Source organism: Nocardiopsis xinjiangensis YIM 90004, assembly GCF_000341145.1.
In the GTDB taxonomy this organism is placed as follows: domain Bacteria; phylum Actinomycetota; class Actinomycetes; order Streptosporangiales; family Streptosporangiaceae; genus Nocardiopsis; species Nocardiopsis xinjiangensis.
Genome location: NZ_ANBE01000004.1, coordinates 100,930 through 122,598, shown reverse-complemented (window position 1 = coordinate 122,598; position 21,669 = coordinate 100,930). Strand labels below are relative to the sequence as shown.

Sequence of the window (21,669 nt, the reverse complement as noted above, 5' to 3'; positions counted from 1 at the left end):
CCCACCCTCACCACCCACGCCCTCTACCAAGCCACCACCGCCCTCACCCCCAACCCCCACCACATCTACGACCTGCCCAACCCCCACACACTCCCCACCCGAATCCTCCTCCTCACCCTCGCCGCCACCCTCCTCTACCTCGCCCACCGCCTCACCCACCCCAGCCTCACCCTCTACACCCGCCTCAACCACCTCCTCCTCATCCCCACCGCCAAAACCCGCCTCACCGCCCGCGTCCAACACCTGGCCACCAGCCGCGCCAACACCATCGACACCCAAGCCGCCGAAATCCGCCGCATCGAACGCGACCTCCACGACGGCGCCCAAGCCCGCCTCGTCGCCCTCGGCATGAACCTCGGCATGGCAGAACAAATCATCACCCACGACCCCCACACCGCCCACACCATGCTCACCGAAGCCCGCGAAACCACCCGCCAAGCCCTCACCGAACTCCGCGACCTCGTCCGCGGCATCCACCCACCCGTCCTCGTCGAACGCGGACTCCACGGCGCCGTCCACGCCCTGGCCCTGACCCACCAACTCCCCATCACCGTCACCATCGACCTCGACGGACGCCCCACCGACCCCGTCGAATCCGCCACCTACTTCGCCATCGCCGAACTCCTCACCAACGCCGCCAAACACGCAGACCCCACCCACGCCTGGGTCCACATCAACCACGGCCGCAACCGCCTCGTCACCACCGTCACCGACAACGGCCACGGCGGCGCCACCACCACCCCCGCCAGCGGCCTGGCCGGCATCGCCCGACGCATCGACGCCTTCGATGGCACGATGAACATCACCAGCCCACCCGGCGGACCCACCATCATCACCCTGGAGATCCCGTGCGCGTTGTCATCGCAGAAGACCTGGCCCTCCTCAAGGACGGCCTGATCCGCCTCCTGCAAGCCCACGACTGCACCGTCGTGGCCGCCGTCGACAACGGCCCCGACCTCCACGCCGCACTCCTGCGCCACCGCCCCGACGTCGCCGTCGTCGACGTACGCCTGCCCCCCACCTTCACCGACGAAGGACTCCAAGCCGCCATAGCCGCCCGCACCCAGATCCCCGGCCTGCCCATCCTCGTGCTCTCCCAGCACGTCGAACCGCTCTACGCCCGCGAACTCCTCTCCGACGACGCCGGCGCCGTCGGCTACCTCCTCAAGGACCGCCTCTTCGACATCGGCCAATTCATCGAATCCGTCCGCCGCGTCGCCGACGGCGGCACCGCCATGGACCCCGCCGTCATCTCCCAGCTCCTCGCCCCCCAGGACCAGAGCGCCCCCCTGGCCCAACTCACCCCCCGCGAACGCGAAGTCCTCGCCGAAATGGCCGAGGGCCGCTCCAACACCGCCATCGCCCAACGCCTCTACATCACCGACAAAGCCGTCAGCAAGCACATCAACAACATCTTCACCAAACTCGACCTCGCCCCCTCCACCGACGACAGCCGACGCGTCCTGGCCGTCCTCGCCTACCTCAACGGCACCGACAACACCCCCACCTGAACCCACCCACAAAAAAAGGGGCGCCACCGCCCCACCGGACGAGGACACCCCACACCAACGACCCCTACGGCCGCGAGCGATACAACCCCTCGATCTCCTCCGAGAAAGCCCGCAGAACCGCCTCACGCCGCACCTCACCCGAGGCCAACACCAACCCCGACTGCACCGTGAACTCCTCCGCCAACACATGGAAGGACCGCACCGCCAACCGCCGAGGCACATTCCGATTGGCCTCATAGACCAACCCCTGCACCTCACGCAACAGATCCCGGTCCCCCGCGACCTCCTCCGCAGTCATCGACAACGGCCGACCGTTCACCAAACGCCAGTACTCCAACTGATCACGCACCAGCGTCACCAACGCACTCGCGAACGGCCGCCCCTCCAGGATCACCATCACCTGACTCACCAACGGATGCGCACGCAAACGCGCCTCCAAACCGGCCACCAACTCCGCATCCGTCGGCTCCACCGGACCAGGACCGCCCCCACCCTCGGGCTCGGCCATCACCGGCAACTCCATCGTCGCCGCACCATCACCATCGGGACCACCCCGAACGGACTCCTCCGCACGGCCCCGCTCCACCGGAGCACCGCCACCACCGGACAGCCGGCCCTCCCCCTGCTCACCCACCGCAGGAGCAGCCCCCGACTGCGCCGGCCCACCCGCACCGGGGCCCACCTCCACCGCACCGGCCACGAACCGCCCCGGCACCTCGGCCACAGCCGACTGCGCCCGCACCCGGCCCTGGGCCCATACGAGCCCCTCACCATCGACCTCGGCCGCCACCCCCGTGGCCAACCACCCCTCACGGAAGGCCGACCGCGCCCCCTGGGCATCGCCCCAGTAACCGGAGAAGACCGCACCACCACGCACGAAGGCCTCACCCTCACGCGAGACCCACACATCACGCCCGGGCAGAGCACGCCCCACCGAACCAGCCACCCGATCACCGGGACCGTTCGCCGCGAAGACCCCCGCCGTCTCCGCGCACCCCAACACCTGCATCACCGGGATCCCCACCCCGGAGAAGAACGCATCCAACTTCTCCGACAGATCGCCGCCCCAGCACACCACCAGATGCACCCGGCCCCCGAAGACCTCACGCACCTTCGAGAACGACCAGTCATACATCGACCGCGACAACCGGCGCCACGCACCCTTCTTCGGTGAGCGATCGAACTGCACCGCCGCATCCACCGAAGCGTTGAAAGTACCCAAGGAGTCCCAGCCCGCCAGCTTGGCAGCACTGCGCTGGTCCTCATACACCGACCACAGCAACGAGGAAGCGCACACCACCACCGTGGGACGGAACGCCGCCAGCAAGGTCCGCAGCGCACCCGGGGCGCACAACCCCACCCGTACACGGCCCACCACACACGCCACCAACGAGGCCAGCCCCGGCATCTGCGACAACGGCTGCTCCAGCAGCGTGCTCGCCGCCCCCGGCTCCAACTCCGACAACCGCGGCCACATCCGGTCCACCACATCGGCACCGGCCGCCAACAGCGCACCGTGTGTGAGCACCGCACCGCGCATGCTCGTGGAAACCGTACTCATCGGGAACGCGATCACCGCCGCGTCCTCCGGCGAAGCCACCTCACGCCGGAACCGCACCGCGGAGGCGTCCATGTACGCCCCCAGCGACACCAACTCCGGCAACCCCGGACTCAACCGCCACACACGCCCCAGGTCCGGCAACTCACGCTGCAACCCCGCAACCGCACGGTGCACACGCCCGCCCTCGACCACCGCGGCCGCCGGACGTGTACTGCGCACCACGTGCGCCACCCGCTCGACCGAGGCCACCGACGGCAACGGCACCAGAACCGCACGCACCGTCCACACCGCAAAGGCCACCCGCACCCAGTCGTGGTGGTTGTCGGCCACCAGCAGCACCCGGTCGCCCTCACCCACACCGGCAGCCACCAGCCCCTTGGCCACACCGCTCACGTCCGTGGCGAAGGCCCCCGCGGTCACCCGCTCCCACTCACCGCTCTCGCCATCCGGTACCGACCACGTCTCCGCATGAGCATCAGCGGTCGCCACCTCATAGACCAGCTCGCCCAACCCGGACAGCCGCCGAGCCCCAGTCCCAGGGGTGACACTAGCTTCGCCCATACCACTCATTCCTCTGCCACGTCGGGGAGCGGGCCCGGACCGAACCCGCCCACATCGGGGAAGTCGGCCCTACTGTGCCCGCAACCACCACACCACGGCAACCCGGACCCCAGCACCCACAACGCCCATACACAGGCACAACTCCCCGGGCACACCACTCATCCGGCCAACGCCGTCCGCTTGGCACGCAACAGCCACACATACGCCGCCCCCGACAACGACGCAGCACCGGCCATCACCACGGACATACTCACCAACGACGCCTCACCCGTGGAGGTCAGACCGGCCAACGCCGCAACACCGCCACCCATCGCGAACTGCAACGACCCCATCAACGCCGAGGCCGTACCCGCAACCGCCACCGGCTGCCCGTCCAGAGCCGTCACCGTCGCGTTCGGCATGATGAAACCGACACTGAACATCATCACCGCCAACAACCCCACGGCCGACCACAGCGTGGCCGCCCCCAGCAACGACAACACCATCAGCGCCACCACCGCCGACAGAGCCAGGGACAACCCCGAACCCAACCGACGCAAGGTCTCTACCCGACCCACCAACAACCCGTTGAACTGCGTACCGGCCATCATCGCCAACGAGTTCACCGCGAACAGCCACGCATACGTCTGCGGCGAAGCACCGAACTCCTGCTGGGACACGAACGAGAACGCCGACACGTACGTGAACAGCATCCCGAAGCTCAACCCCAGTGTCAGCACCGGACTCATGAACCGCGGCTGACGCACCAGACGTCCCACTGTCACAGCCAGCTCACGCGGACCACGCCGCACCCGCTCGACCACCGGCAACGACTCCGGCAACCACAACAGCGTCACCACGAAGCTCAGCGCCGCCATGGCCGCCAGCACCCAGAAACTCAACTGCCAAGGCCCCACCAGCAACAGCTGCGCACCCAGCAACGGCGCCAACAGCGGCGCCAACATCATCACCAACGCCAACCGCGAGAAGAACCGCACCGCCTCGTCCCCACGGAACAGGTCACGCACCACCGCACGGGCGATGACCGCACCGGCCGCACCAGCCATCCCCTGGATGAACCGCAACACGACGAACACCGTCACGTTCGGAACGAACACACACAGCACCGAGGTCACCGTGAACACGGCGATACCCACCAGCAACGGGCGCCGCCGACCCAGCGCATCACTCATCGGCCCGATGATCAGCTGTCCCAGCGACAAACCCAGCATCATCGAGGTCAACGTCAACTGCACCTGCGCCTCGACCGTCCCCAGATCCTCGGTGATCTGCGGGAACGCAGGAAGATACATGTCGGTGGCCAGCGGACCGGTCGCGGTCAGCAGACCCAGCACCAACACCAGGAGCACGACCGACCGGCGCGTTCTCGGACGAGCGGCAGAGGAATCGGGCCCCTCCGGCTCTTCGGCGACCGAGTCGGGGGAGTTCGGGGACCGCACAGGCACTCCAGTTCACAAGGAGGAGAAAAAGCCGGCACACACACCCTCTGGGAGCGCATCCACCGACGAGTACCACTCCATACCAACACCCCGCACACCGGAATTACTGCCCGTTCCACACGGAAAAAGTGTGAACTCCGTTACCCGGACGAAACACCCCACGGCACCACCCCGACACGACCGTGGCGGCGGGCACCACGCACCCGCCGCCACGAACACCCCGACCGGAGCCCTCAGCGCACCAACCGCTCCAACAACCGCTCCACCTCGATCTCCGGATCCTCGGTCAACCCGCCGTGGATCGGCCCCGGCTGCACGATCGTGCTCCGCGGAGCCGTCAGCCACCGGAACCGCTGCCCGGGACGCTCACGCCCGGCCGCACCCGCCTGGGCGCCACCACGGCACATCACCGCCACCGACTCCAGGGAGCGGCGCACACCCTCCACGTCCACCTCCGGGGCCAGAGCCGACAAACGAGCCTCGTCCAGATCCCACCGCGCCGCCAGGAACGCCTGCTCCTGCGCGTAGACGATGATCCCGGCGTTGACACACTCGCCCCGTTCCAGGCAGGGCACCACACGCAGCAGCGCGTACTCGAACACCACCCGGTCGCGTTCCTCACCGACCCGGCCGGTCGTCACCGCATCGCTGTAACGCTGCACCTGACTCACTGCGCCACCTCCGGAAGCCAACGGCGGTCGGAGACCCGCTCAAGCAGATGCCGCACATAGGCCTCGCGCACCTGGCCGGCAGAATCGAACCCCGGCTCCTCGACCAGCCACTCCTCGGGAACCAGCCCCACCACGTCCCGCAGCAGTTCCTCGGTGACCAACGGGGCCAGAGCCGCGTCGGCGGCCTCCAGGTCCGGAGAGGCCTCGATCAGCACATGGTCCCCGGCGTCGTAGGGCCGGGTGATGAACCGGTCGGCGTTGGCCCAGCTGTGGTGGAAGATCAGCGTCGCACCGTGGTCGATCAGGTAGGGATCCCCGTGCCAGACGAGCATGTTCGGGTTGCGCCAGGACCGGTCGACGTTGCCGACCAGGGCGTCGAACCACAGGATGCGCCCGGCCAGGTCCGGCTCGACACCGAAACAGAGCGGGTCGAAAGCCAGGGCCCCGGGCAGGAAGTCCATACCCAGGTTCAGCCCTCCGCTGCCCTTGAGTAGTTCCTGGACCTCCTGGTCGGGTTCGCTGCGCGCGATGACGGCGTCGAACTCCACTTGCGCCAGTTCGGGAACCGGCAACCCCAGGGCACGGCCCAGTTCACCGGTGACGACCTCGGCCACGAGCGTCTTACGTCCCTGCCCGGCACCGATGAACTTGACCACGTACGTCCCGAGGTCGTCGGCCTCCACCAACCCCGGGAGCGATCCTCCTTCGCGCAGCGGCAACACGTACCGCGTGGCGATCACCTTTTTCAGCACGCCGACCAGCATAAGCACACCGGAACCTGCTGCTGCCGCGGGACTGCCGCGCTCCGGCACGGTCGTGTTCGTGCTGCCGGTGCCGTGAGTTCCTCCAGGAGCAGGGCGCGCGAGCACAGGCCAAGCGCGGACCGCGCGACCCGCCGCCAGGGCCACAACGTGACCCTGAACGGGTTCTAGCCGCACGGTCCACGGCTGCACCGGGGTCTCGAAGCCGTATGGGGCGGAGCTGTGAAGGGGTGTGCGGCGTAGCCGCACACGATCAGGTTGTCGAGCTTTTCTTGAGAAAAGCTCGAGCACCTTTACGATGTAGATTTAAATATGAAACAGTTCGGCTTCCAGGAAGCCGCTCGGACCAGAGGGCGCTCCTCGCCTCCAGGAGAGCCTCCGGTTCCCCACTCCACAAACCTCTAGAGGTTGTCCTCCGGACGGTCTCCCCATCCTTCTCCCTCACCGGGGGTGGGCGAGTGCGAGGGCACCCCCGGCTCCTGAGACTGCCCCTCCTCCCCCGGTGACGGACTCGGCTCCCCCTCGGAGGGACCCGATTCCGCCTCGGAGCCGCCCATCTCCTCGGGCGAGGGGAACTGCAGCATCCACCAGAAGAGCAGGGTGATGATCAACAAGAGCACCAACAACAGCACAGCCAGCGCGAGGATGAGCCACCAGTTGCCCGGGCCCGCCGCAGCGCTGCTCCCCCGACCACCGCTCCCCCAGGACGACCAACGCACCGCCCCGACCCGCTCCCCCGACCAATGCGGCATCACCACCGGGCCCGAAGCCACCACCGGACCACCCTGGCCGGCCTTGCGCAGGTACTCCCCCGCTCCCGGGCCCTCCTCCTGACGCTCCACCGCCACCCACAGGGGCGCGCGCCCGCGCGTGCGTGCCGAGAGCACGTCCGTGCCCTCCTTGACCGTGTCCACGAATCGCCGGCGCGCACCCGGGTCGATGCCCGCGCCCGCGTTGAGCACGGCCACCTCGACCTCGGCGCCCGTGTTGTCGCGCCCCAGGTAGACCACTCCGAGCGAGGAGGTGTCCAGGCGTCCCTGCAGGCGGTATCCGCCCAACTGGGTCGGGTCGGTCTCGCTCAGGCCCGACGTGGGACCGGCCATCTCGCGCCCCCTCTCGCGCTCGCCCGCCCGGTCTCCTCCCGGCGTTGTCCACCCCTCGCGCATCGGGTCGAACGGGTAGTGTCGCCATCACAGATGGGTGATCCACACCCTATTCGTGTCCCACCGCAAACGGGATACCCGGTCGGGAAGGCGGAACATGGCAGACACCGGCAACGGCGCTGCTCCCTCCTCGGGTGCGGAGAGCACACCGGGAGAGCCGACCAGACTGCTGCGAGCGGCCCTGCACGAGGTCTCCACGGTCATCGTGGGCCAGGAGTCCATGGTGGAGCGGTCCCTGATCGCTCTCATCGCCCAGGGACACTGTCTCATCGAAGGGGTTCCGGGCATCGCCAAGACTCTGGCCGTGTCGACCCTGGCCAAGGTCACCGGGGGTTCCTTCGCCCGGGTGCAGTTCACCCCGGACCTGGTTCCCTCCGACATCGTGGGTACCCGCATCTATCACCCCTCCACCGAACGTTTCGACGTCGAGCTGGGGGCCGTCTTCGCCAACTTCGTCCTGGCCGACGAGATCAACCGGGCACCGGCCAAGGTCCAGTCGGCGCTGTTGGAGGTCATGGCCGAACGCCAGGTCTCCCTGGGTGGAACCACCTACCCTCTGCCCTCGCCCTTCATCGTCATCGCCACCCAGAACCCGGTGGAGTCCGAGGGTGTCTACCCTCTCCCCGAGGCCCAACGCGACCGCTTCCTCATGAAGGTCGACGTCGGCCACCCACGCGCCCACGAGGAGATGGAGATCCTGCGGCGGATGTCGACCACACCGCCCACCGCCCACCAGGTCCTGGACCCGGTGACTCTGAACGAGTTGCAGGCCGACGCCCGGAAAGTGCACGTACACCAGCTCATCTCCGACTACGTGGTCCGCCTGGTCATGGCCACACGCGAACCGGAGAACCACCAGATGCCGGACCTGCGCCAGGTGCTGGAGGTGGGCGCCAGCCCGCGCGCCAGTCTGGGTCTGGTGTCCGCTGCACGGGCGCTGGCGCTGCTGCGCGGGCGCGACTACGTCCTTCCCGACGACGTTCGCACGCTCGCACGCGATGTGATCGCCCACCGCCTGGTGCTGACCTTCGACGCCCTGGCCGACGGCATCACCGCCGGTCAGGTGGTCGAACGCATCTTGTCGACCGTGTTGGCGCCACGGGTGATCTGGGACGAGCCACCCAGCGGGGAGAGCGCCTCCTTCGCACCATCGAGGTGAGCGGCGTGAGACCACCGGCGGTCGGCACCGACCCAAGGCTGCGCGCGGCGCTGCGCCGGCTGGACCTGAAGATCGTGCACCGGTTGGACGGGCTGCTGCACGGGGAGCACCTGGGGTTGCGGCTGGGCCCGGGTTCGGAGGCGGCCGAGGCACGCCTGTACCAGCCCGGTGAGGACGACGTGCGGAACATGGACTGGGCGGTGACCGCACGCACCGACGCTCCTCATGTGCGCGATCTGGTCGCCGACCGGGAATTGGAGAGCTGGACCCTGCTGGACCTGTCGCCGAGCATGGACTTCGGCACGGGTACCCGTTCCAAGCGCGAAGTGGCCGTGGGGGCGATGGTGGCCGCCAACCTGTTGACCCAGCGGGTGGGCGACCGGTTCGGGGCACATTTCCTGCACCGGGGCGCGATCCGGCGCTGGCCGGCCCGTTCGGGCAAGGAGGCGCTGTTGTCGTTGCTGGCGACGGTGGCGGCCGCGCCCACGGGAGACGTGCACGAGCCCGACCCCAGGCAGGCCACACTGGCCGAGGCGCTCACCGACCTGGCGCGCACGCGGCGCAGGCGGGGGCTGCGGGTAGTCATCTCCGATTTCCTGGACACCCCGGCCTTTGGCGGTGAGGTGGCGTGGGAGCGTCCGTTGCGGCAGCTGTCCTCGCGCCATCAGGTGTTGGTCGTGGAGGTCCTGGACCCTCGGGAGTTGGACCTGCCCGAGGTGGGGGACCTACCGTTGCGCGATCCCCGCACGGGACGGGTGCGCGACGTGCGGCTGACCCGTGCGGTGCGGCGGCGCTACCAGGAGGCGGCCGCGGCCCAGCGTGAGGCTGTCAGTGGTGCGCTGCGGCGCTGCGGGGTTCACCACATGCAGCTGCGCACCGACCGGGACTGGGTCCTGGACATCGCACGTTTTGTCCGCCATCAGCGGCGCACCGCTCACCATTTGGCCCGGCACACCCCGGGGGCGCCGCGGTGACCGCTGGTGGGACGAGCACGACCCGAACGAAGCACGGGGGGCTCCGGTCATGACCTTTCTCGAACCCCAGCGGCTGTGGTGGCTGCTGATCGTGGTCGCGGTGGTGGCCGCTTACGTGCTGGCCCAGCGCCAGCGGCGTCGGTACACGGTGCGGTTCACCAATCTGGAACTGCTCGACCAGGTGGTCCCGCACCGGCCCGACGTGCGGCGCCACGTTCCGCCGGCGCTGTTCGCGGCGGCGCTTGGGGTGCTGGTGGTGGCGCTGGCCCAGCCGGCGATGCCGGTGGAGCAGCCGCGGGAGCGGGCCACGATCATGGTGGCGGTGGACGTGTCGCTGTCGATGGCGGCCAACGACATCGAGCCGGACCGGTTGGCCGCGGCCAAGGAGTCGGCGCAGGGGTTCGTGGACACGCTGCCCGAACGGTTCAACGTGGGGCTGGTGTCCTTCTCCTCCACGGCGACGGTGGTCTCCTCCCCCACCCATGACCACCAGGCGGTGCTCTCCTCGGTCGAGAACCTGCGTCTGGGGCCGGGCACGGCGATCGGTGAGGGGGTGTTCGCGTCCTTGGAGTCGATCCGGGGCTTCGACGAGGACTCTCAGGAGGATCCTCCGCCGTCGGCGATCGTGTTGCTCTCGGACGGGGAGAACACCAGTGGCCGCGACATCGCGCAGGCCTCGGCGGTGGCGGCCGAGGAGGAGGTCCCGGTCTCCACGATCGCCTTCGGTTCGGGGGCGGCGATGATCGAGATCGATGGCTACCAGGTGCCTGCCGACATCGACAAGGAGGCGTTGCAGGGGCTGGCCGAGGACACCGGCGGGCACTTCTACGAGGCCGAGAGCGAGAAGGAGCTCAACCAGGTCTATGAGGACATCGGCTCGTCGCTGGGCACCGAGGTCGTGCACGAGGAGGTCGTCACCCGTTTTGTGGTGGCCGCGATCCTGTTGTTCCTGAGCACCGCGGTGACCTCGCTGCTGTGGTTCCAGCGCATGCCCTGACCAGCAGATCCGACCACGGTCGCGGCACGGATAGGCTGCCCCGCGGGAGGCGGGTGCGGGCCGAACAGGTCCTCACCGTCCGCCCCGTGCCACCGTCGAGCTGAGCACCACACCGACTCGGACCGGCCCGGCGGCCCCTCCCCGGTCTGCTCCCGTGTCCGGCCGTGGTCGGGGGCGAAGGCCCGTCGAGAGGATTCTCACCACGAGCCGCCCAGGGCCTGTGCCCCTCGGCCCGGCCGCTCCCTGGGAACAAAGCGGATCGGGCACCGATGAGCAGGGCTTTCGCCTGCTCCGGCGGATACCCGGGAAGCGTCCGGCATGCGTTGTGTACTAGCGTTGCAATGTTTTGTCCTGCCCATCCATAGAGGAACGATGCCGAACAACCCCGCACCCCCGGCAGCGATCTGCTTCGACCTGGACGACACTCTCATCGACGACGCGAGCGCGTCCTCGGCGGGACTGCGCGCGGTCATGGAGCGGATCGGCCACCCCGACTTCGGTGCCGCACGCACCCTGTGGGACGTCCAGACCGAGGTCTCCTTCGGTGCTTTTCTGCGCGGAGAGCTGAGCCTGGACCAACAGCGCAGGGAACGGATCCGGGCCCTGGCCGTCCAGGCCGGGCACTCGGAGATCTCCGACCACCACTGCGACGAGCTCTACCGTCTCTACCTGGAGACTCACCAGAGCTCCTGGCAAGCCTTCCCCGACGCCCATCCCGCCCTGCAAGCCCTGGGCTCGGCAGGTCTCCGCCTGGGCGTGGTGACCAACGGCCCCGAGCAACTGCAGCACCCCAAGCTGCAGAGCTTGGAGTTGATCGGTTACTTCCACACCGTGGTGTGCGCCGACACTGCGGGCGCGGGCAAGCCCGAGCCCCGCATCTTCGAGCTCGCCGCCCAGCGCCTGGGTGTGGACCCTGCCGACTGCTGGCACGTGGGTGACCAGGTCTCGGCCGACGCTGTGGGTGCCGTGGCCTCGGGGATGCGCCCGGTCCTCATCGACCGCCTGCGCCGCCCCGTGCCCGAGGGCCTGACCACCATCGGTTCGCTCGATGAGCTGGTCTCCATGCTCGGGGTCGCCGGCCCCGCCCCCGCGGGGACACTGTGACGTCCCACCCCCACGGGGGGACGGCGCGGCGGGTGACCGCACACCTGATCACCGCGGGCACGCACGGACCCGAGCTGCGCGGCGAGCGTGTGTTGTTCGGCCAGGACCCGGCCACGCTGGTGCGCGAGCGCAACGGTCTCGCGCACCAGGCCCCGTTGACCACGGTGGACGTGATCACCGAAGTGGTGCCGCGTCCGGGTGGGCATCGGTTGCACATCGACCGGATCGTCTTCGCCGAGCCCGCCCATCGCCACGCCTGGGCCGAGCTGGCCGGGTCGGCGGACCTGCTGCCCGGGCCGGCTGAACTGATCGCCGAGGAGGAGATCGAGGCCGACGGGAGCGGGCGTCCGCGCCTGCGCCGTTTCGCTTCCTACGGCATCGTCACCGACCCGGCCGGGCGCATCATGCTCAGCCGGATCGCCGAGGGTTTTCCTGCGGCCGGCACCTGGCATCTGCCCGGCGGAGGGGTCGACGACGGCGAGGACGCCCGCACGGCCCTGCGCCGCGAGGTACTGGAGGAGACCGGGCAGCAGGGCGTGGTCGGTGAACTGATCACCGTGGCCAGCCACCGGCGGGCCGTGCAGGCCGGGACCGACATCTACGCCGTCTGGGTGTTCTCGCACGTGTTCGTGCCCGAGCCGGTTCCCGCACAGGTGCTGGAGAGCGGTGGTTCCACCTGCGAGTGCGGGTGGTTCTCCCCCGAGGAACTCTCGGAGTTGCGCCTGTCCACGACCGCGCGGCGCGGGCTGGAGTTCTTGGTCGGCCACCGCCCCTGAGCGGGGCCGCGCAGCCTCAGTTCGGACGGTGGCCGAGGCGGTCACGCACCCACCACAGGCCCATTCCGCTGCCCAGGAGCACTGCCCCCAGCCCGATCACGGGCAGGGGCAGGCTGCAGACCAGCACCACACAGCCCACGAGTCCGCCCAGGGGGGCCATCAGGGGCGGGCGGTTCTCCTCCGGGCCCAGGCGCAGCGCCGAGGCGTTGGTGATGGCGTAGTAGACCAGCACCCCGAAGGCCGAGAAGGCGATGGCCGAGGTCAGGTCACCGACCAGGACCAGGGCGATGACCACCCCTGCCACGGCGAACTCGGCGCGGTGGGGTACCCCGAAGCGCTCGTGCACCCTTCCCAGGGCGCGGGGCAGGTGCCCGTCGGCTGCCATGGCGGCGGTGGTGCGTGAGATCCCCAGCAGTAGTGACAGCAGTGCGCCCAGGCTGGCCGCGGCGGCGCCGGCGACCATGACCGGTGCCAGCACGGGCAGGCCCGAGACGAGGACGGCGTCGACCAGCGGGGCCTGGCTGGTGATGAGGCTCTCCCGACCGAGCACGATGAGCAGTCCGGTACCCACGACCATGTAGACCGCGAGCACGGTGGTCAGGGACAGGTTGATGGCGCGGGGGATGGTGGTGCGCGGTTCACGGACCTCCGCGCCCAGGGTGGCCACACGTGCGTAGCCGGCGAAGGCGAAGAAGATGAGCGCGGCCGAGCCCAGGAGCCCGAAGGAGCCGGGCCAGGGTCCCAGTCCCTCGACCTCGGCCACGGCGGCCAGGCGTCCGCTGAACAGCATGGCGACCACGGCCGACGCCAGGGTCGCCAGCACGGCCAGCACCAGGATCTTGACCACCAGTGTGGAACGCCGGATACCTCGGTAGTTGAGCGCGGCCATGACCACGACCGCGGCCACCGCGGCGGGTTTCTCCCAGCCGGGCAGCACGTAGTGGGCGAAGGTCAGGGCCATGGCGGCGCAGGAGGCGACCTTACCCACCACGAACGCCCATCCGGCCAGGAATCCCCACATTTCACCCAGGCGTTCGGTGCCGTAGACGTAGGCCCCGCCCCACTCGGGGTGGCGGGCGGCGAGCCGCGCCGAGGAGACGGCGTTGCAGTAGGCGACCAGTCCGGCGATGGCGATGGCGACCGGGAGCCAGGCCCCGGCGCCGACCGCGGCCGGTGCGAACACCGAGAACACCCCGGCACCGAGCATCGCGCCCGCACCGATGGCGGCGGCGTCGATGGTGCCCAGGCTCCGGTGCGGTCTGGCCTGCGGTCCGGAAGAGGTGGTCAACGGGGTCTCCTTGTGTGGTCAACCCCGGGGCGTGCCTCCGGGGCGGCAACGCACTCACGCCCGTTCCGGCCGGGCCGGTCGGGGCCGTGTGGTGCCTCGTGCCCGTGGGTGGGTGTGGCGGGTCCGTCTTCCGAGTGTGCCCGATGGCGGTGACCAGCAGGTGCTGCCACCGGGTCCTGCAGGTGTCGGGGGTCGGACGCCGACGGCGTGGGTCCAGGCCATGGACATGGTGGGAGGGTCCCCCGCCTCCACTGGGGCGGGGCACCCTCCCGGTGCCGTGTGCGCACCCGGCGCGCTCAGGTGGGGCGCCAGGGGTTGCCGGTGTTGTCGTTGATGTCCTCGGCTGCGACCTGACGGAGCTGTCGTGACAGGTCGGACAGTGCACGTGAGACGGCCAGTTCCTCACCGATCTCGGGTGCGTCGAAGTCGTACGGGTGCTTGCGTGCCATCCCGTGCCCGCGCAGTGCGGTGCCGTCGTCGGCGACGATGCCGACCTCGGCCCAGGTGTGCGCGCTCTCACCCTCGTTCTCCTCGGCGACGACGACGTCGACATCCCAGCGCTTCATCGTCTGCATGGCATCGGCCCCCTCACGCGTAGCGGACTGCTCTTACCCCCATCTTCCTCATAATCATGGACATTCCATCCTTATTGGCAGTTCGTTTCCGCACCGCTGTGAGGTTTTTGCCAGGGGTGCTCCACCGGCTTCTGCTGATAGCGTCACGGCGTGGCCCAGCACTACTTCGATCCCGACCCCGACAGCGCCAGCCGGCCCTCGACCGCCGACCTGGTCCTGCCCGATGTGCACATGCGTCTGTACACCGACCGCGGGGTCTTCTCCCCCGAAAAGGTCGACCTCGGCACCCGCGTCCTGTTGGAGAGCGTGCCCGCCCCGCCCGCGGACGGGCGCCTGCTCGACCTGGGCTGCGGCTACGGCCCCATCGCCCTGACCATGGCCTCCCGGGCTCCGCGGGCCCAGGTCCTGGGTGTGGACGTCAACGCCCGCGCCGTGGCACTGGCCCGCCACAACGCCGTTGAGCACGGGCTCGACCACACGCGTTTCGCCGTCGTGGCCCCCGAGGCCGGGCTCGCCCTGGAGCAGGGCCCGCTGCCCGAGGCCGTTCCCGAGCCCACCGCCGAGGAACTCCAGGGCCCTTTCGACGCCTTGTGGTCCAACCCGCCCATCCGCGTGGGAAAGGCCGTGCTGCACGGGATGCTGCGCACCTGGCTGGGCCGGCTGTCGGAGGAAGGCACCGCGTACCTGGTCGTCCAACGCCACCTGGGTGCGGACTCCCTGCACAAGTGGCTGACCGAGCAGGCCTGGCACGTGGAACGCACCGCCTCACGCGCCGGCTACCGCGTACTGGCCGTCCGACACGGCACATCCTGACCGGGGCGGCATCGCATCTGATGTGTCCGGCATCATAGATGCACGTCAGCCACCCGCCCGGTAATCTGTTTCGCACAATTTCGTCGCCGGCACCGCCGGCACCTGATCCATCGAGGAAGCGTTGAGCTCGCAGCTGCGTCCCACGGACGTCAAACGCCTGAACCGCCAATGGCGCAGGCGCACCGAGGGGCGGCTCGCCCTTCTGGTCGAATCCGTCACCCAACCCTTCAACCTGGGATCCATCCTGCGTACCTGCGCCACTTTGGGCGTGGACCACCTCTGGCTCACCGGCAACAGCGCCGATCCCGAGGACCCCAAGGTCGGCAAGACCGCGCTGGGCACCTCCGCCAAGATCGACCACACCCGCCTGGCCACCACCGGGCAGGCGCTCGAGGCCGCCCGCGCCGACGGGTTCGAGGTCGTGGCCCTGGAGCTGGCCAAGAACGCCGTGCCCCTGCACGCGGCCCCGTTCGAGGGCGATGTGTGCCTGGCGGTGGGCGCGGAGGACCACGGCTGCTCCCCAGCCCTGTTGTCGGGGGCCGATGCCATCACCTACATTCCCCAGATCGGCCGGGTCGGATCGCTCAACGTGGCAGTGGCCACCGCGATCGCCCTGGCCGAGATCCGCCGCCGCGAATGGGCCGGTTTCGGCGACGAGGCCGACGCCCCCGTCGGCACCTGAGGGGCGGACGGGAACTTTTCGCCCGTCCCTGACGTCTTTGACTTCACATGGACCACTCCAGACACACACCCGACGCGCTACAGCGCAGAGAGAGGCATAGTGGACCCGTCTCGAAGTATCGGCAGCATCCCGCAGGGATGCTGCGACCCCGAGTCCGACGAGCCCCCTTCTCGGAGGGGCACGCACCGAGACCCTGACCCCGCCGGATGCGGGGCCCTCCCCCGTATGGCGGTGCGTGCCCGATGATGAGCACCATTCTGTACATGCTGCTGGGAATCGTCGTCGTACTGCTGCTCATCGCAGCAAACGGTTACTTCGTCGCCCAGGAATTCGGCTACGTGGCTGTCGACCGATCCCGCCTCCGCGCGAAAGCAGCGGCAGGGGACAAGGGCGCCGAACGAGCCCTGGACGTCACCAAACGCACATCGTTCATGCTCTCCGGTGCCCAACTCGGCATCACTGTCACAGGGCTGCTGGTCGGCTACGTGGCCGAGCCCATGCTCGGACGGGGCATCGGGGAACTGCTCGGCGTCGCCGGCGTACCGCTGGGTACCGGCGTGGCCATCGGCACCGTCACCGCGCTCCTGGCCTCCACAGCCGTGCAGATGGTCTTCGGAGAACTCTTTCCGAAGAACCTGGCCATCGCGCGGCCCGAACCGGTTGCCTACGCTCTGGCCCTCTCCACCCGTCTCTACCTCAAGCTCTTCGGACCCATCATCTGGTTGTTCGACCAGTCGGCGATCCTGCTGCTCAAATCAGTACGCATCACGCCGGTGGAAGACGTCCAACACGCTGCCACACCGCGTGACTTGGAGAGCATCATCGCCGAGTCACGGCAGTCCGGTGACCTGACCGACGAGTTGTCCACGCTTTTGGACCGCACGCTGGACTTTCATGAGCGCACCGCCGAGCACGCCATGATCCCGCGCCCGGAAGTCACCACCGTGGAGGGCCGCGAGCCGGTCGACCACGTGGTGGAGCTCATGGCCTCCGACCACTCCCGTTTCCCGGTCATGGGCGAGGGGGTCGACGACATCGTGGGCGTGATCTGCTTGCGCGACGTCCTGGCCTCGGGAGAGCGGGGCCTGGCAGGGGTCCAGGTCCGGCAAATCGCTCGGGAGACCGTCATGGTCCCCACCTCCCTGCCCCTGCCCGTGGTCCTGGACCAGCTGCGTGAGGCCGGTGAGGAGTTCGCGTGCGTGGTCGACGAGTACGGCGGCCTGGCCGGGGTCATCACGACCGAAGACCTGGCGGAGGAGTTGGTCGGGGAGATCGCCGACGAACACACCCCCGACGAGGAGACCGCCGCACCCCTGGAGCGGGAGGGCAGCTACCTCATTCCGGGGGCACTGCACGTCGACGAGGTCGAGCGCCTCATCGGACACGACCTGCCCGAGGGCGACTACGAGACCATCGGCGGTCTGGTCATCCATGCTCTGCACCGCCTGCCACAGGTCGGTGACCGCGTCGACCTGGCACTACCGCGTCCAACCAGTGCTCACGAGGGTGACCCGGACATGGCCTTGCGGATGCTCGTCAACGCGGTCCAGCGCCACGTGCCCCACACGGTGGAGCTGCGCTTGCACGAGATCGAGAACGGTTCCCAGGAGGTGCACGCATGAGCGAGATGAACATCTGGGTGGCGCTCTTCCTGACCGTGCTCATCATCGCTCTGAGCGCCTTCTTCGTGGCCATCGAGTTCGCCCTCGTGGCCGCACGCCGCTACCGGTTGGAAGACTCGGCCCGAGACAGCTTCGCGGCCAACGCGGCTCTGAAGAGCGCCAGGGAACTGTCGCTTCTGCTGGCCGGTTCACAGTTGGGCATCACCCTGTGCACCCTGGCTCTGGGGGCCGTGTCCAAACCTGCCTTCCATCAACTGTTGGAACCGCTGTTCGGACCGCTTCCCAGCGCATTGGGGTACACGCTCTCCTTCGTGCTCTCACTGGTCCTCGTCACCTTCCTGCACCTGGTGGTGGGGGAGATGGCTCCCAAGTCCTGGGCGATCTCTCACCCGGAGAAGTCGGCGACGCTGCTTGCGGTGCCCATGCGGATCTTCATGTGGTTCACCAGACCGGCCCTGAAGATACTCAACGGCTGGGCCAACTGGTTGCTGCACCGGTTCGGGGTCGGGGTCGTCGACGAGCTCACCAGCGGGCACGCCCCGGAAGACGTGCGCGAGCTGGTCGACCACTCGGCCAAGGCCGGGGCGCTGACCCCCGAACGCCGCGACCAGCTGGCCACGGCTCTGGAGGTCAACTCCCGGCCCTTGAGCGAGATCATCACCCCGCGCGAGGAAATCGCATGGGTACACCCCGACGACGACGTGGAGCGCATCAAACGGGTCTCGCGTGAGTCCACGCACTTGCGTCTGGTGGTGACCGAACCGCACGAGAGCGTCCCCGTGGGGGTCCTGCACGTGCGGGAGGCGCTGACCAGCCCGGCGGGCACCACGGCCGCGGACCTGATGCGCCCGGTACTGACGCTGCCGGCGACCACACCGATGTACTCGGCGATGAGCATCATGCGTGACAGCCGCAGTCACCTGTCGTTGGTGGAGCAGGAGGGCGACCTCATCGGTCTGGTCACCCTGCAGGACATCCTCGACCGGCTGTTGCTGTTGGAGACCGCGGTCTGAGGTAGGAGGCTTCTCCGGGAACAGGGGGCGGAGGGGGCCGTACGGCTCTCCTCCGCCCCTTTCTCCCGGTCGGGGCACGTGCCCCGCCCGGGCAGAGCGCTCCGAGTCGGTCCCGCCCTGCAGGGCCCGGGCACGGCGAAGGGCCGGACACGCACCAGGCGTGCCCGGCCCTTGGACCGACAGGGCTCTCCTAGGCGGCCTTGGCCGTCAGGTTCACCTCGATGTTGCCGCGCGTGGCGCGGGAGTACGGGCAGTTCTGGTGAGCGTTCTCCACCAGCTTCTCGGCGGTGGCCTGGTCCACGCCGCCGATGGTCACGGTCAGGTCCACGGCGATGTCCAGCCCGTCATCGGACTTGCCCAGGCCGACCTGGGCATCGACGGTGGACTCGCCGATCTCGGTCTTGGACTCACGGGCGACCTTGCGCAGGGCCCCGTGGAAGCAGGCGCCGTAACCCACGGCGAAGAGCTGCTCCGGGTTGGTGCCGGGACCGTCGTCGCCGCCCAAGCCCTTGGGCACGGACAGGTCGACCTCGAGGCGGCCGTCGTCGGTCTTGCCGTGGCCCTTGCGGCCCTCGCCGGTGACGGTGGCGTTCGCGGTGTACAGGGTCTGTGCCATCAGTGCCTCTCTCAGCCCTCTGCGGGGCCTTGTCTCATCGGTGTGTTGCCGTCCTGTGCGGGCCGGGCGCGTTCTGCCCGGCCCTCCACCGCCCGGGTGAGCGCATCCAGGCTCTCCTGCAGGACACGGGCCCGTTCGGTGGACAGTTCAGTGGCGCACAGCAGGGCATCGGGAACGCTGTGCGCGTGCTCGCGCAGGCGGGCTCCGTCCTCGGTCACGGCGACCATGACCACCCGTTCGTCCTCGGCGGCGCGCTCGCGGGTGAGCAACCCTGCCCCCTGCAGACGGCGCAGCAGGGGCGAGAGCGTGCCCGAGTCCAAGTGCAGGGCGCGGCCGAGTTCCTTGACGGTCAGGGAGCCGCGTTCCCAGAGCACGAGCATGACCAAGTACTGGGGATAAGTCAGCCCCAGCTCCTCCAGAAGCTCCCGGTAGAGCCCGGTCAGGGCCCTGGAGGCGGTGTAGAGGGAGAAGCACAGCTGGTTGTCCAGCGCGAGCCGGTCGGTCCCGGTGTCCTCGTCCACGGATTCCCCCTCTCCCCGGTCTTCCTTCACGCTAACAAAGACTGGTTGCACGCAACAAGGTTGCGGGCAACTTGATTGGGGCGGCGGGTCCCCCGCCCCCTCGGCGAAGGACCCGGTGGCCCGGTCAGAGGAAGCGCACCCCCTGGGCCAGGGGCAGCTCACCCCCGTAGTTGACCGTGTTGGTGGCCCGGCGCATGTAGGCCTTCCAGGCGTCCGACCCCGATTCGCGCCCGCCGCCGGTCTCCTTCTCACCCCCGAAGGCACCGCCGATCTCGGCGCCCGAGGTGCCGATGTTGACGTTGACGATGCCGCAGTCCGAACCGGAGGCCGCCAGGAAACGCTCGGCCTCGGCCTGGTCCTGGGTGAAAACGGCCGAGGACAACCCCTGGGGCACGTCGTTGTGCAACCGCACCGCCTCCTCGAAGGTGCGGTAGGTCAGCACGTACAGGATCGGCGCGAAGGTCTCCCGGCGCACGATGTCGGTCTGCTCGGGCATACGCACCACGGCCGGCTCGACGTAGTAGGCATCGGCGGCCTCCTTCTCCAGACACCGCGCCCCGCCGGCCAGGACCCGGCCGCCCTCGGCCTCGGCCTGTTCCAGGGCCGACCGCATCGCGCTGTGGGCGCGCTCTGCCACCAGCGGGCCCACCAGGGTCTCCTCCTGGTAGGGGTCACCGATGCGCTCACGCAACTGCCCGTAGGCGTTCACCACACGCTCCACGAGCTGATCGACGACGTCCTCGTGCACGATGAGCCGCCGGAGCGTGGTGCAGCGCTGCCCTGCTGTACCGGCCGCGGCGAACACACTGCCGCGCGCGGCCAGGTCCAGGTCGGCCGAGGGGGTGACCACCGCCGCGTTGTTGCCGCCCAGCTCCAACAGGTACCGGCCCATACGCTCGGCCACCTTCGGCGCCACCGTGCGGCCCATCTCGGTGGAACCGGTCGCCGACAGCAGTCCCACCCGCTCATCGTCGACCAGGGCTTCACCGACCTGGGCGTCGCCCAGCACCAGACGGTGCACATCGGCGGGGGCACCCACGTCCTCGGCGGCACGCTGGAGCAGAGTGTGGCAGCCCAGCGCAGTCAACGGGGTCAGCTCCGAGGGTTTCCACACCACCGTGTTGCCGCACACCAGCGCCACACAGGTGTTCCACGACCACACCGCCACGGGGAAGTTGAAGGCCGTGATCACACCGACCACACCCAGCGGGTGCCAGGTCTCCATGAGCCGGTGGCCGGGCCGCTCCGAGGGCATGGTGCGCCCGTACAGCTGCCGGGACAGCCCCAGGGCGAACTCGCAGATGTCGATCATCTCCTGGACCTCGCCCAGCGCCTCGGAGCGGATCTTGCCGACCTCGATCGTGACCAGCTCGGCCAGATCGGCCTTGTGCTCGCGCAGAAGCTCACCGAAGCGGCGCACGAGTTGGCCGCGCTCGGGAGCAGGGGTCTCGCGCCAGGTGGAGGCGAAGGTGTCCTGGGCCGTGCCCACGGCACGCCCGGCCGACTCGGGGGTGTCGCGCTCGACGGGGAACAGGTACTGCCCGGTGATGGGGGTACGGGCCATGCCGGCCGCTCCGACCGGTTCGGGCAGCCGCTCCAGGCCGCACCGCTCCAGGGCGGTACGCGCCCGCTGCGCCAGGACCTCGGTCTCGGGGAGGGCACCAGTCTGCATGTGTTTCTCTCTCCGTTGAGAGGGACGGTGGTCACACCACACCCTGCCAAGTCCGGGCCCGCCGGTCCAGACCTGGACCCCGCGCGATCGAAGCTCCCCTCTTCCCGCCCGGGGCCGCGTTCAACCGCGCTCCGGGGCCGCGGCGGCGTTAGGCTGGCCGGACGGACCTCGAGGGCCACCCGCGCCCCGG

Annotated in this window: 21 protein-coding genes; 11 read left to right on the top strand and 10 right to left on the bottom strand. The window is 69.2% G+C overall.

The genetic code is table 11. The features are described from left to right. Together D473_RS0103090 and D473_RS0103085 are read left to right on the top strand one after the other, a co-directional pair. Nucleotides 1–897 (top strand): sensor histidine kinase (locus D473_RS0103090; protein WP_017607635.1); only part of this gene is annotated, 897 nt, incomplete at its 5' end. Further along, nucleotides 849–1,511, top strand: a complete 663-nt coding sequence (locus tag D473_RS0103085) for a LuxR C-terminal-related transcriptional regulator (protein WP_017607634.1) — start codon at nucleotides 849–851, stop codon at nucleotides 1,509–1,511. The genes D473_RS0103090 and D473_RS0103085, both read left to right, overlap by 49 nt. 64 nt (nucleotides 1,512–1,575) lie before the next feature. Here D473_RS0103085 and D473_RS0103080 read toward each other — a convergent pair whose 3' ends face one another. From D473_RS0103080 to D473_RS0103060, 5 genes are all read right to left on the bottom strand, one after another. Further along, nucleotides 1,576–3,633: an AMP-binding protein gene (locus D473_RS0103080; protein WP_017607633.1), complete on the bottom strand. Its 2,058-nt coding sequence runs from the start codon at nucleotides 3,631–3,633 to the stop codon at nucleotides 1,576–1,578. 158 nt (nucleotides 3,634–3,791) lie between these two features. After that, a complete protein-coding gene (locus D473_RS0103075; RefSeq protein WP_026126549.1) occupies nucleotides 3,792–5,072 on the bottom strand; it encodes a multidrug effflux MFS transporter in 1,281 nt (426 codons plus the stop codon). Nucleotides 5,073–5,305: 233 nt separating this feature from the next. Then, nucleotides 5,306–5,743, bottom strand: coding sequence for a DUF3037 domain-containing protein (locus tag D473_RS0103070; RefSeq protein WP_017607631.1), 438 nt, complete (start codon nucleotides 5,741–5,743; stop codon nucleotides 5,306–5,308). Then, on the bottom strand, nucleotides 5,740–6,507 hold the full coding sequence (locus D473_RS0103065) for a HipA family kinase (protein WP_017607630.1): 768 nt from the start codon (nucleotides 6,505–6,507) through the stop codon (nucleotides 5,740–5,742). The genes D473_RS0103070 and D473_RS0103065 overlap by 4 nt, the downstream gene beginning before the upstream one ends. A 398-nt stretch (nucleotides 6,508–6,905) precedes the next feature. Continuing rightward, the gene (locus D473_RS0103060) at nucleotides 6,906–7,607 is read right to left on the bottom strand and encodes a hypothetical protein (RefSeq protein WP_026126548.1); all 702 of its coding nucleotides are present in this window, start codon (nucleotides 7,605–7,607) and stop codon (nucleotides 6,906–6,908) included. A gap of 157 nt (nucleotides 7,608–7,764) precedes the next feature. Here D473_RS0103060 and D473_RS0103055 point away from each other — a divergent pair, with 157 nt between their 5' ends. The 5 genes from D473_RS0103055 (at nucleotide 7,765) to D473_RS0103035 (ending at nucleotide 12,677) form a co-directional block, all read left to right on the top strand. Beyond that, entirely contained in the window at nucleotides 7,765–8,826 is a 1,062-nt protein-coding gene (locus D473_RS0103055) for an AAA family ATPase (RefSeq protein WP_017607629.1), read from the top strand. Between the two features lie 5 nt (nucleotides 8,827–8,831). Then, entirely contained in the window at nucleotides 8,832–9,800 is a 969-nt protein-coding gene (locus tag D473_RS0103050) for a DUF58 domain-containing protein (RefSeq protein ID WP_026126547.1), read from the top strand. A 49-nt stretch (nucleotides 9,801–9,849) separates the two neighbouring features. Then, on the top strand, nucleotides 9,850–10,797 hold the full coding sequence (locus D473_RS0103045; protein ID WP_026126546.1) for a VWA domain-containing protein: 948 nt from the start codon (nucleotides 9,850–9,852) through the stop codon (nucleotides 10,795–10,797). A gap of 372 nt (nucleotides 10,798–11,169) precedes the next feature. Beyond that, the gene (locus tag D473_RS0103040; RefSeq protein ID WP_017607626.1) at nucleotides 11,170–11,901 is read left to right on the top strand and encodes an HAD family hydrolase; all 732 of its coding nucleotides are present in this window, start codon (nucleotides 11,170–11,172) and stop codon (nucleotides 11,899–11,901) included. Nucleotides 11,902–11,933: 32 nt separating this feature from the next. Next, nucleotides 11,934–12,677, top strand: coding sequence for an NUDIX hydrolase (locus D473_RS0103035; protein ID WP_017607625.1), 744 nt, complete (start codon nucleotides 11,934–11,936; stop codon nucleotides 12,675–12,677). A 16-nt stretch (nucleotides 12,678–12,693) separates the two neighbouring features. Here D473_RS0103035 and D473_RS0103030 read toward each other — a convergent pair whose 3' ends face one another. Next, nucleotides 12,694–13,965: an APC family permease gene (locus D473_RS0103030; RefSeq protein WP_017607624.1), complete on the bottom strand. Its 1,272-nt coding sequence runs from the start codon at nucleotides 13,963–13,965 to the stop codon at nucleotides 12,694–12,696. A 296-nt stretch (nucleotides 13,966–14,261) separates the two neighbouring features. Next, nucleotides 14,262–14,540 carry a dsRBD fold-containing protein gene (locus D473_RS0103025; protein WP_017607623.1) on the bottom strand — a complete coding sequence of 93 codons (279 nt, stop codon included), beginning with the start codon at nucleotides 14,538–14,540 and terminating at the stop codon, nucleotides 14,262–14,264. 150 nt (nucleotides 14,541–14,690) lie between these two features. Here D473_RS0103025 and D473_RS0103020 point away from each other — a divergent pair, with 150 nt between their 5' ends. The 4 genes from D473_RS0103020 to D473_RS0103005 all read left to right on the top strand — a co-directional run bounded on the left by D473_RS0103020 (nucleotide 14,691) and on the right by D473_RS0103005 (nucleotide 18,670). Further along, nucleotides 14,691–15,353, top strand: a complete 663-nt coding sequence (locus tag D473_RS0103020; protein WP_017607622.1) for a class I SAM-dependent methyltransferase — start codon at nucleotides 14,691–14,693, stop codon at nucleotides 15,351–15,353. A gap of 121 nt (nucleotides 15,354–15,474) precedes the next feature. After that, nucleotides 15,475–16,035, top strand: a complete 561-nt coding sequence (locus tag D473_RS0103015) for a TrmH family RNA methyltransferase (protein WP_017607621.1) — start codon at nucleotides 15,475–15,477, stop codon at nucleotides 16,033–16,035. A 242-nt stretch (nucleotides 16,036–16,277) separates the two neighbouring features. Continuing rightward, on the top strand, nucleotides 16,278–17,657 hold the full coding sequence (locus tag D473_RS0103010) for a hemolysin family protein (RefSeq protein WP_017607620.1): 1,380 nt from the start codon (nucleotides 16,278–16,280) through the stop codon (nucleotides 17,655–17,657). After that, complete coding sequence (locus tag D473_RS0103005; protein ID WP_017607619.1) at nucleotides 17,654–18,670, top strand: hemolysin family protein; 1,017 nt, start codon at nucleotides 17,654–17,656, stop codon at nucleotides 18,668–18,670. The genes D473_RS0103010 and D473_RS0103005 overlap by 4 nt, the downstream gene beginning before the upstream one ends. A 190-nt stretch (nucleotides 18,671–18,860) precedes the next feature. Here the strand turns inward: D473_RS0103005 and D473_RS0103000 are convergent, their stop codons facing one another. From D473_RS0103000 to amaB, 3 genes are all read right to left on the bottom strand, one after another. Continuing rightward, on the bottom strand, nucleotides 18,861–19,286 hold the full coding sequence (locus D473_RS0103000; protein ID WP_017607618.1) for an organic hydroperoxide resistance protein: 426 nt from the start codon (nucleotides 19,284–19,286) through the stop codon (nucleotides 18,861–18,863). An 11-nt stretch (nucleotides 19,287–19,297) separates the two neighbouring features. After that, complete coding sequence (locus D473_RS0102995) at nucleotides 19,298–19,807, bottom strand: MarR family winged helix-turn-helix transcriptional regulator (RefSeq protein WP_017607617.1); 510 nt, start codon at nucleotides 19,805–19,807, stop codon at nucleotides 19,298–19,300. 124 nt (nucleotides 19,808–19,931) lie between these two features. Continuing rightward, nucleotides 19,932–21,479 carry an L-piperidine-6-carboxylate dehydrogenase gene (gene amaB / locus D473_RS0102990; RefSeq protein ID WP_017607616.1) on the bottom strand — a complete coding sequence of 516 codons (1,548 nt, stop codon included), beginning with the start codon at nucleotides 21,477–21,479 and terminating at the stop codon, nucleotides 19,932–19,934. Nucleotides 21,480–21,669: the final 190 nt, after the last annotated feature.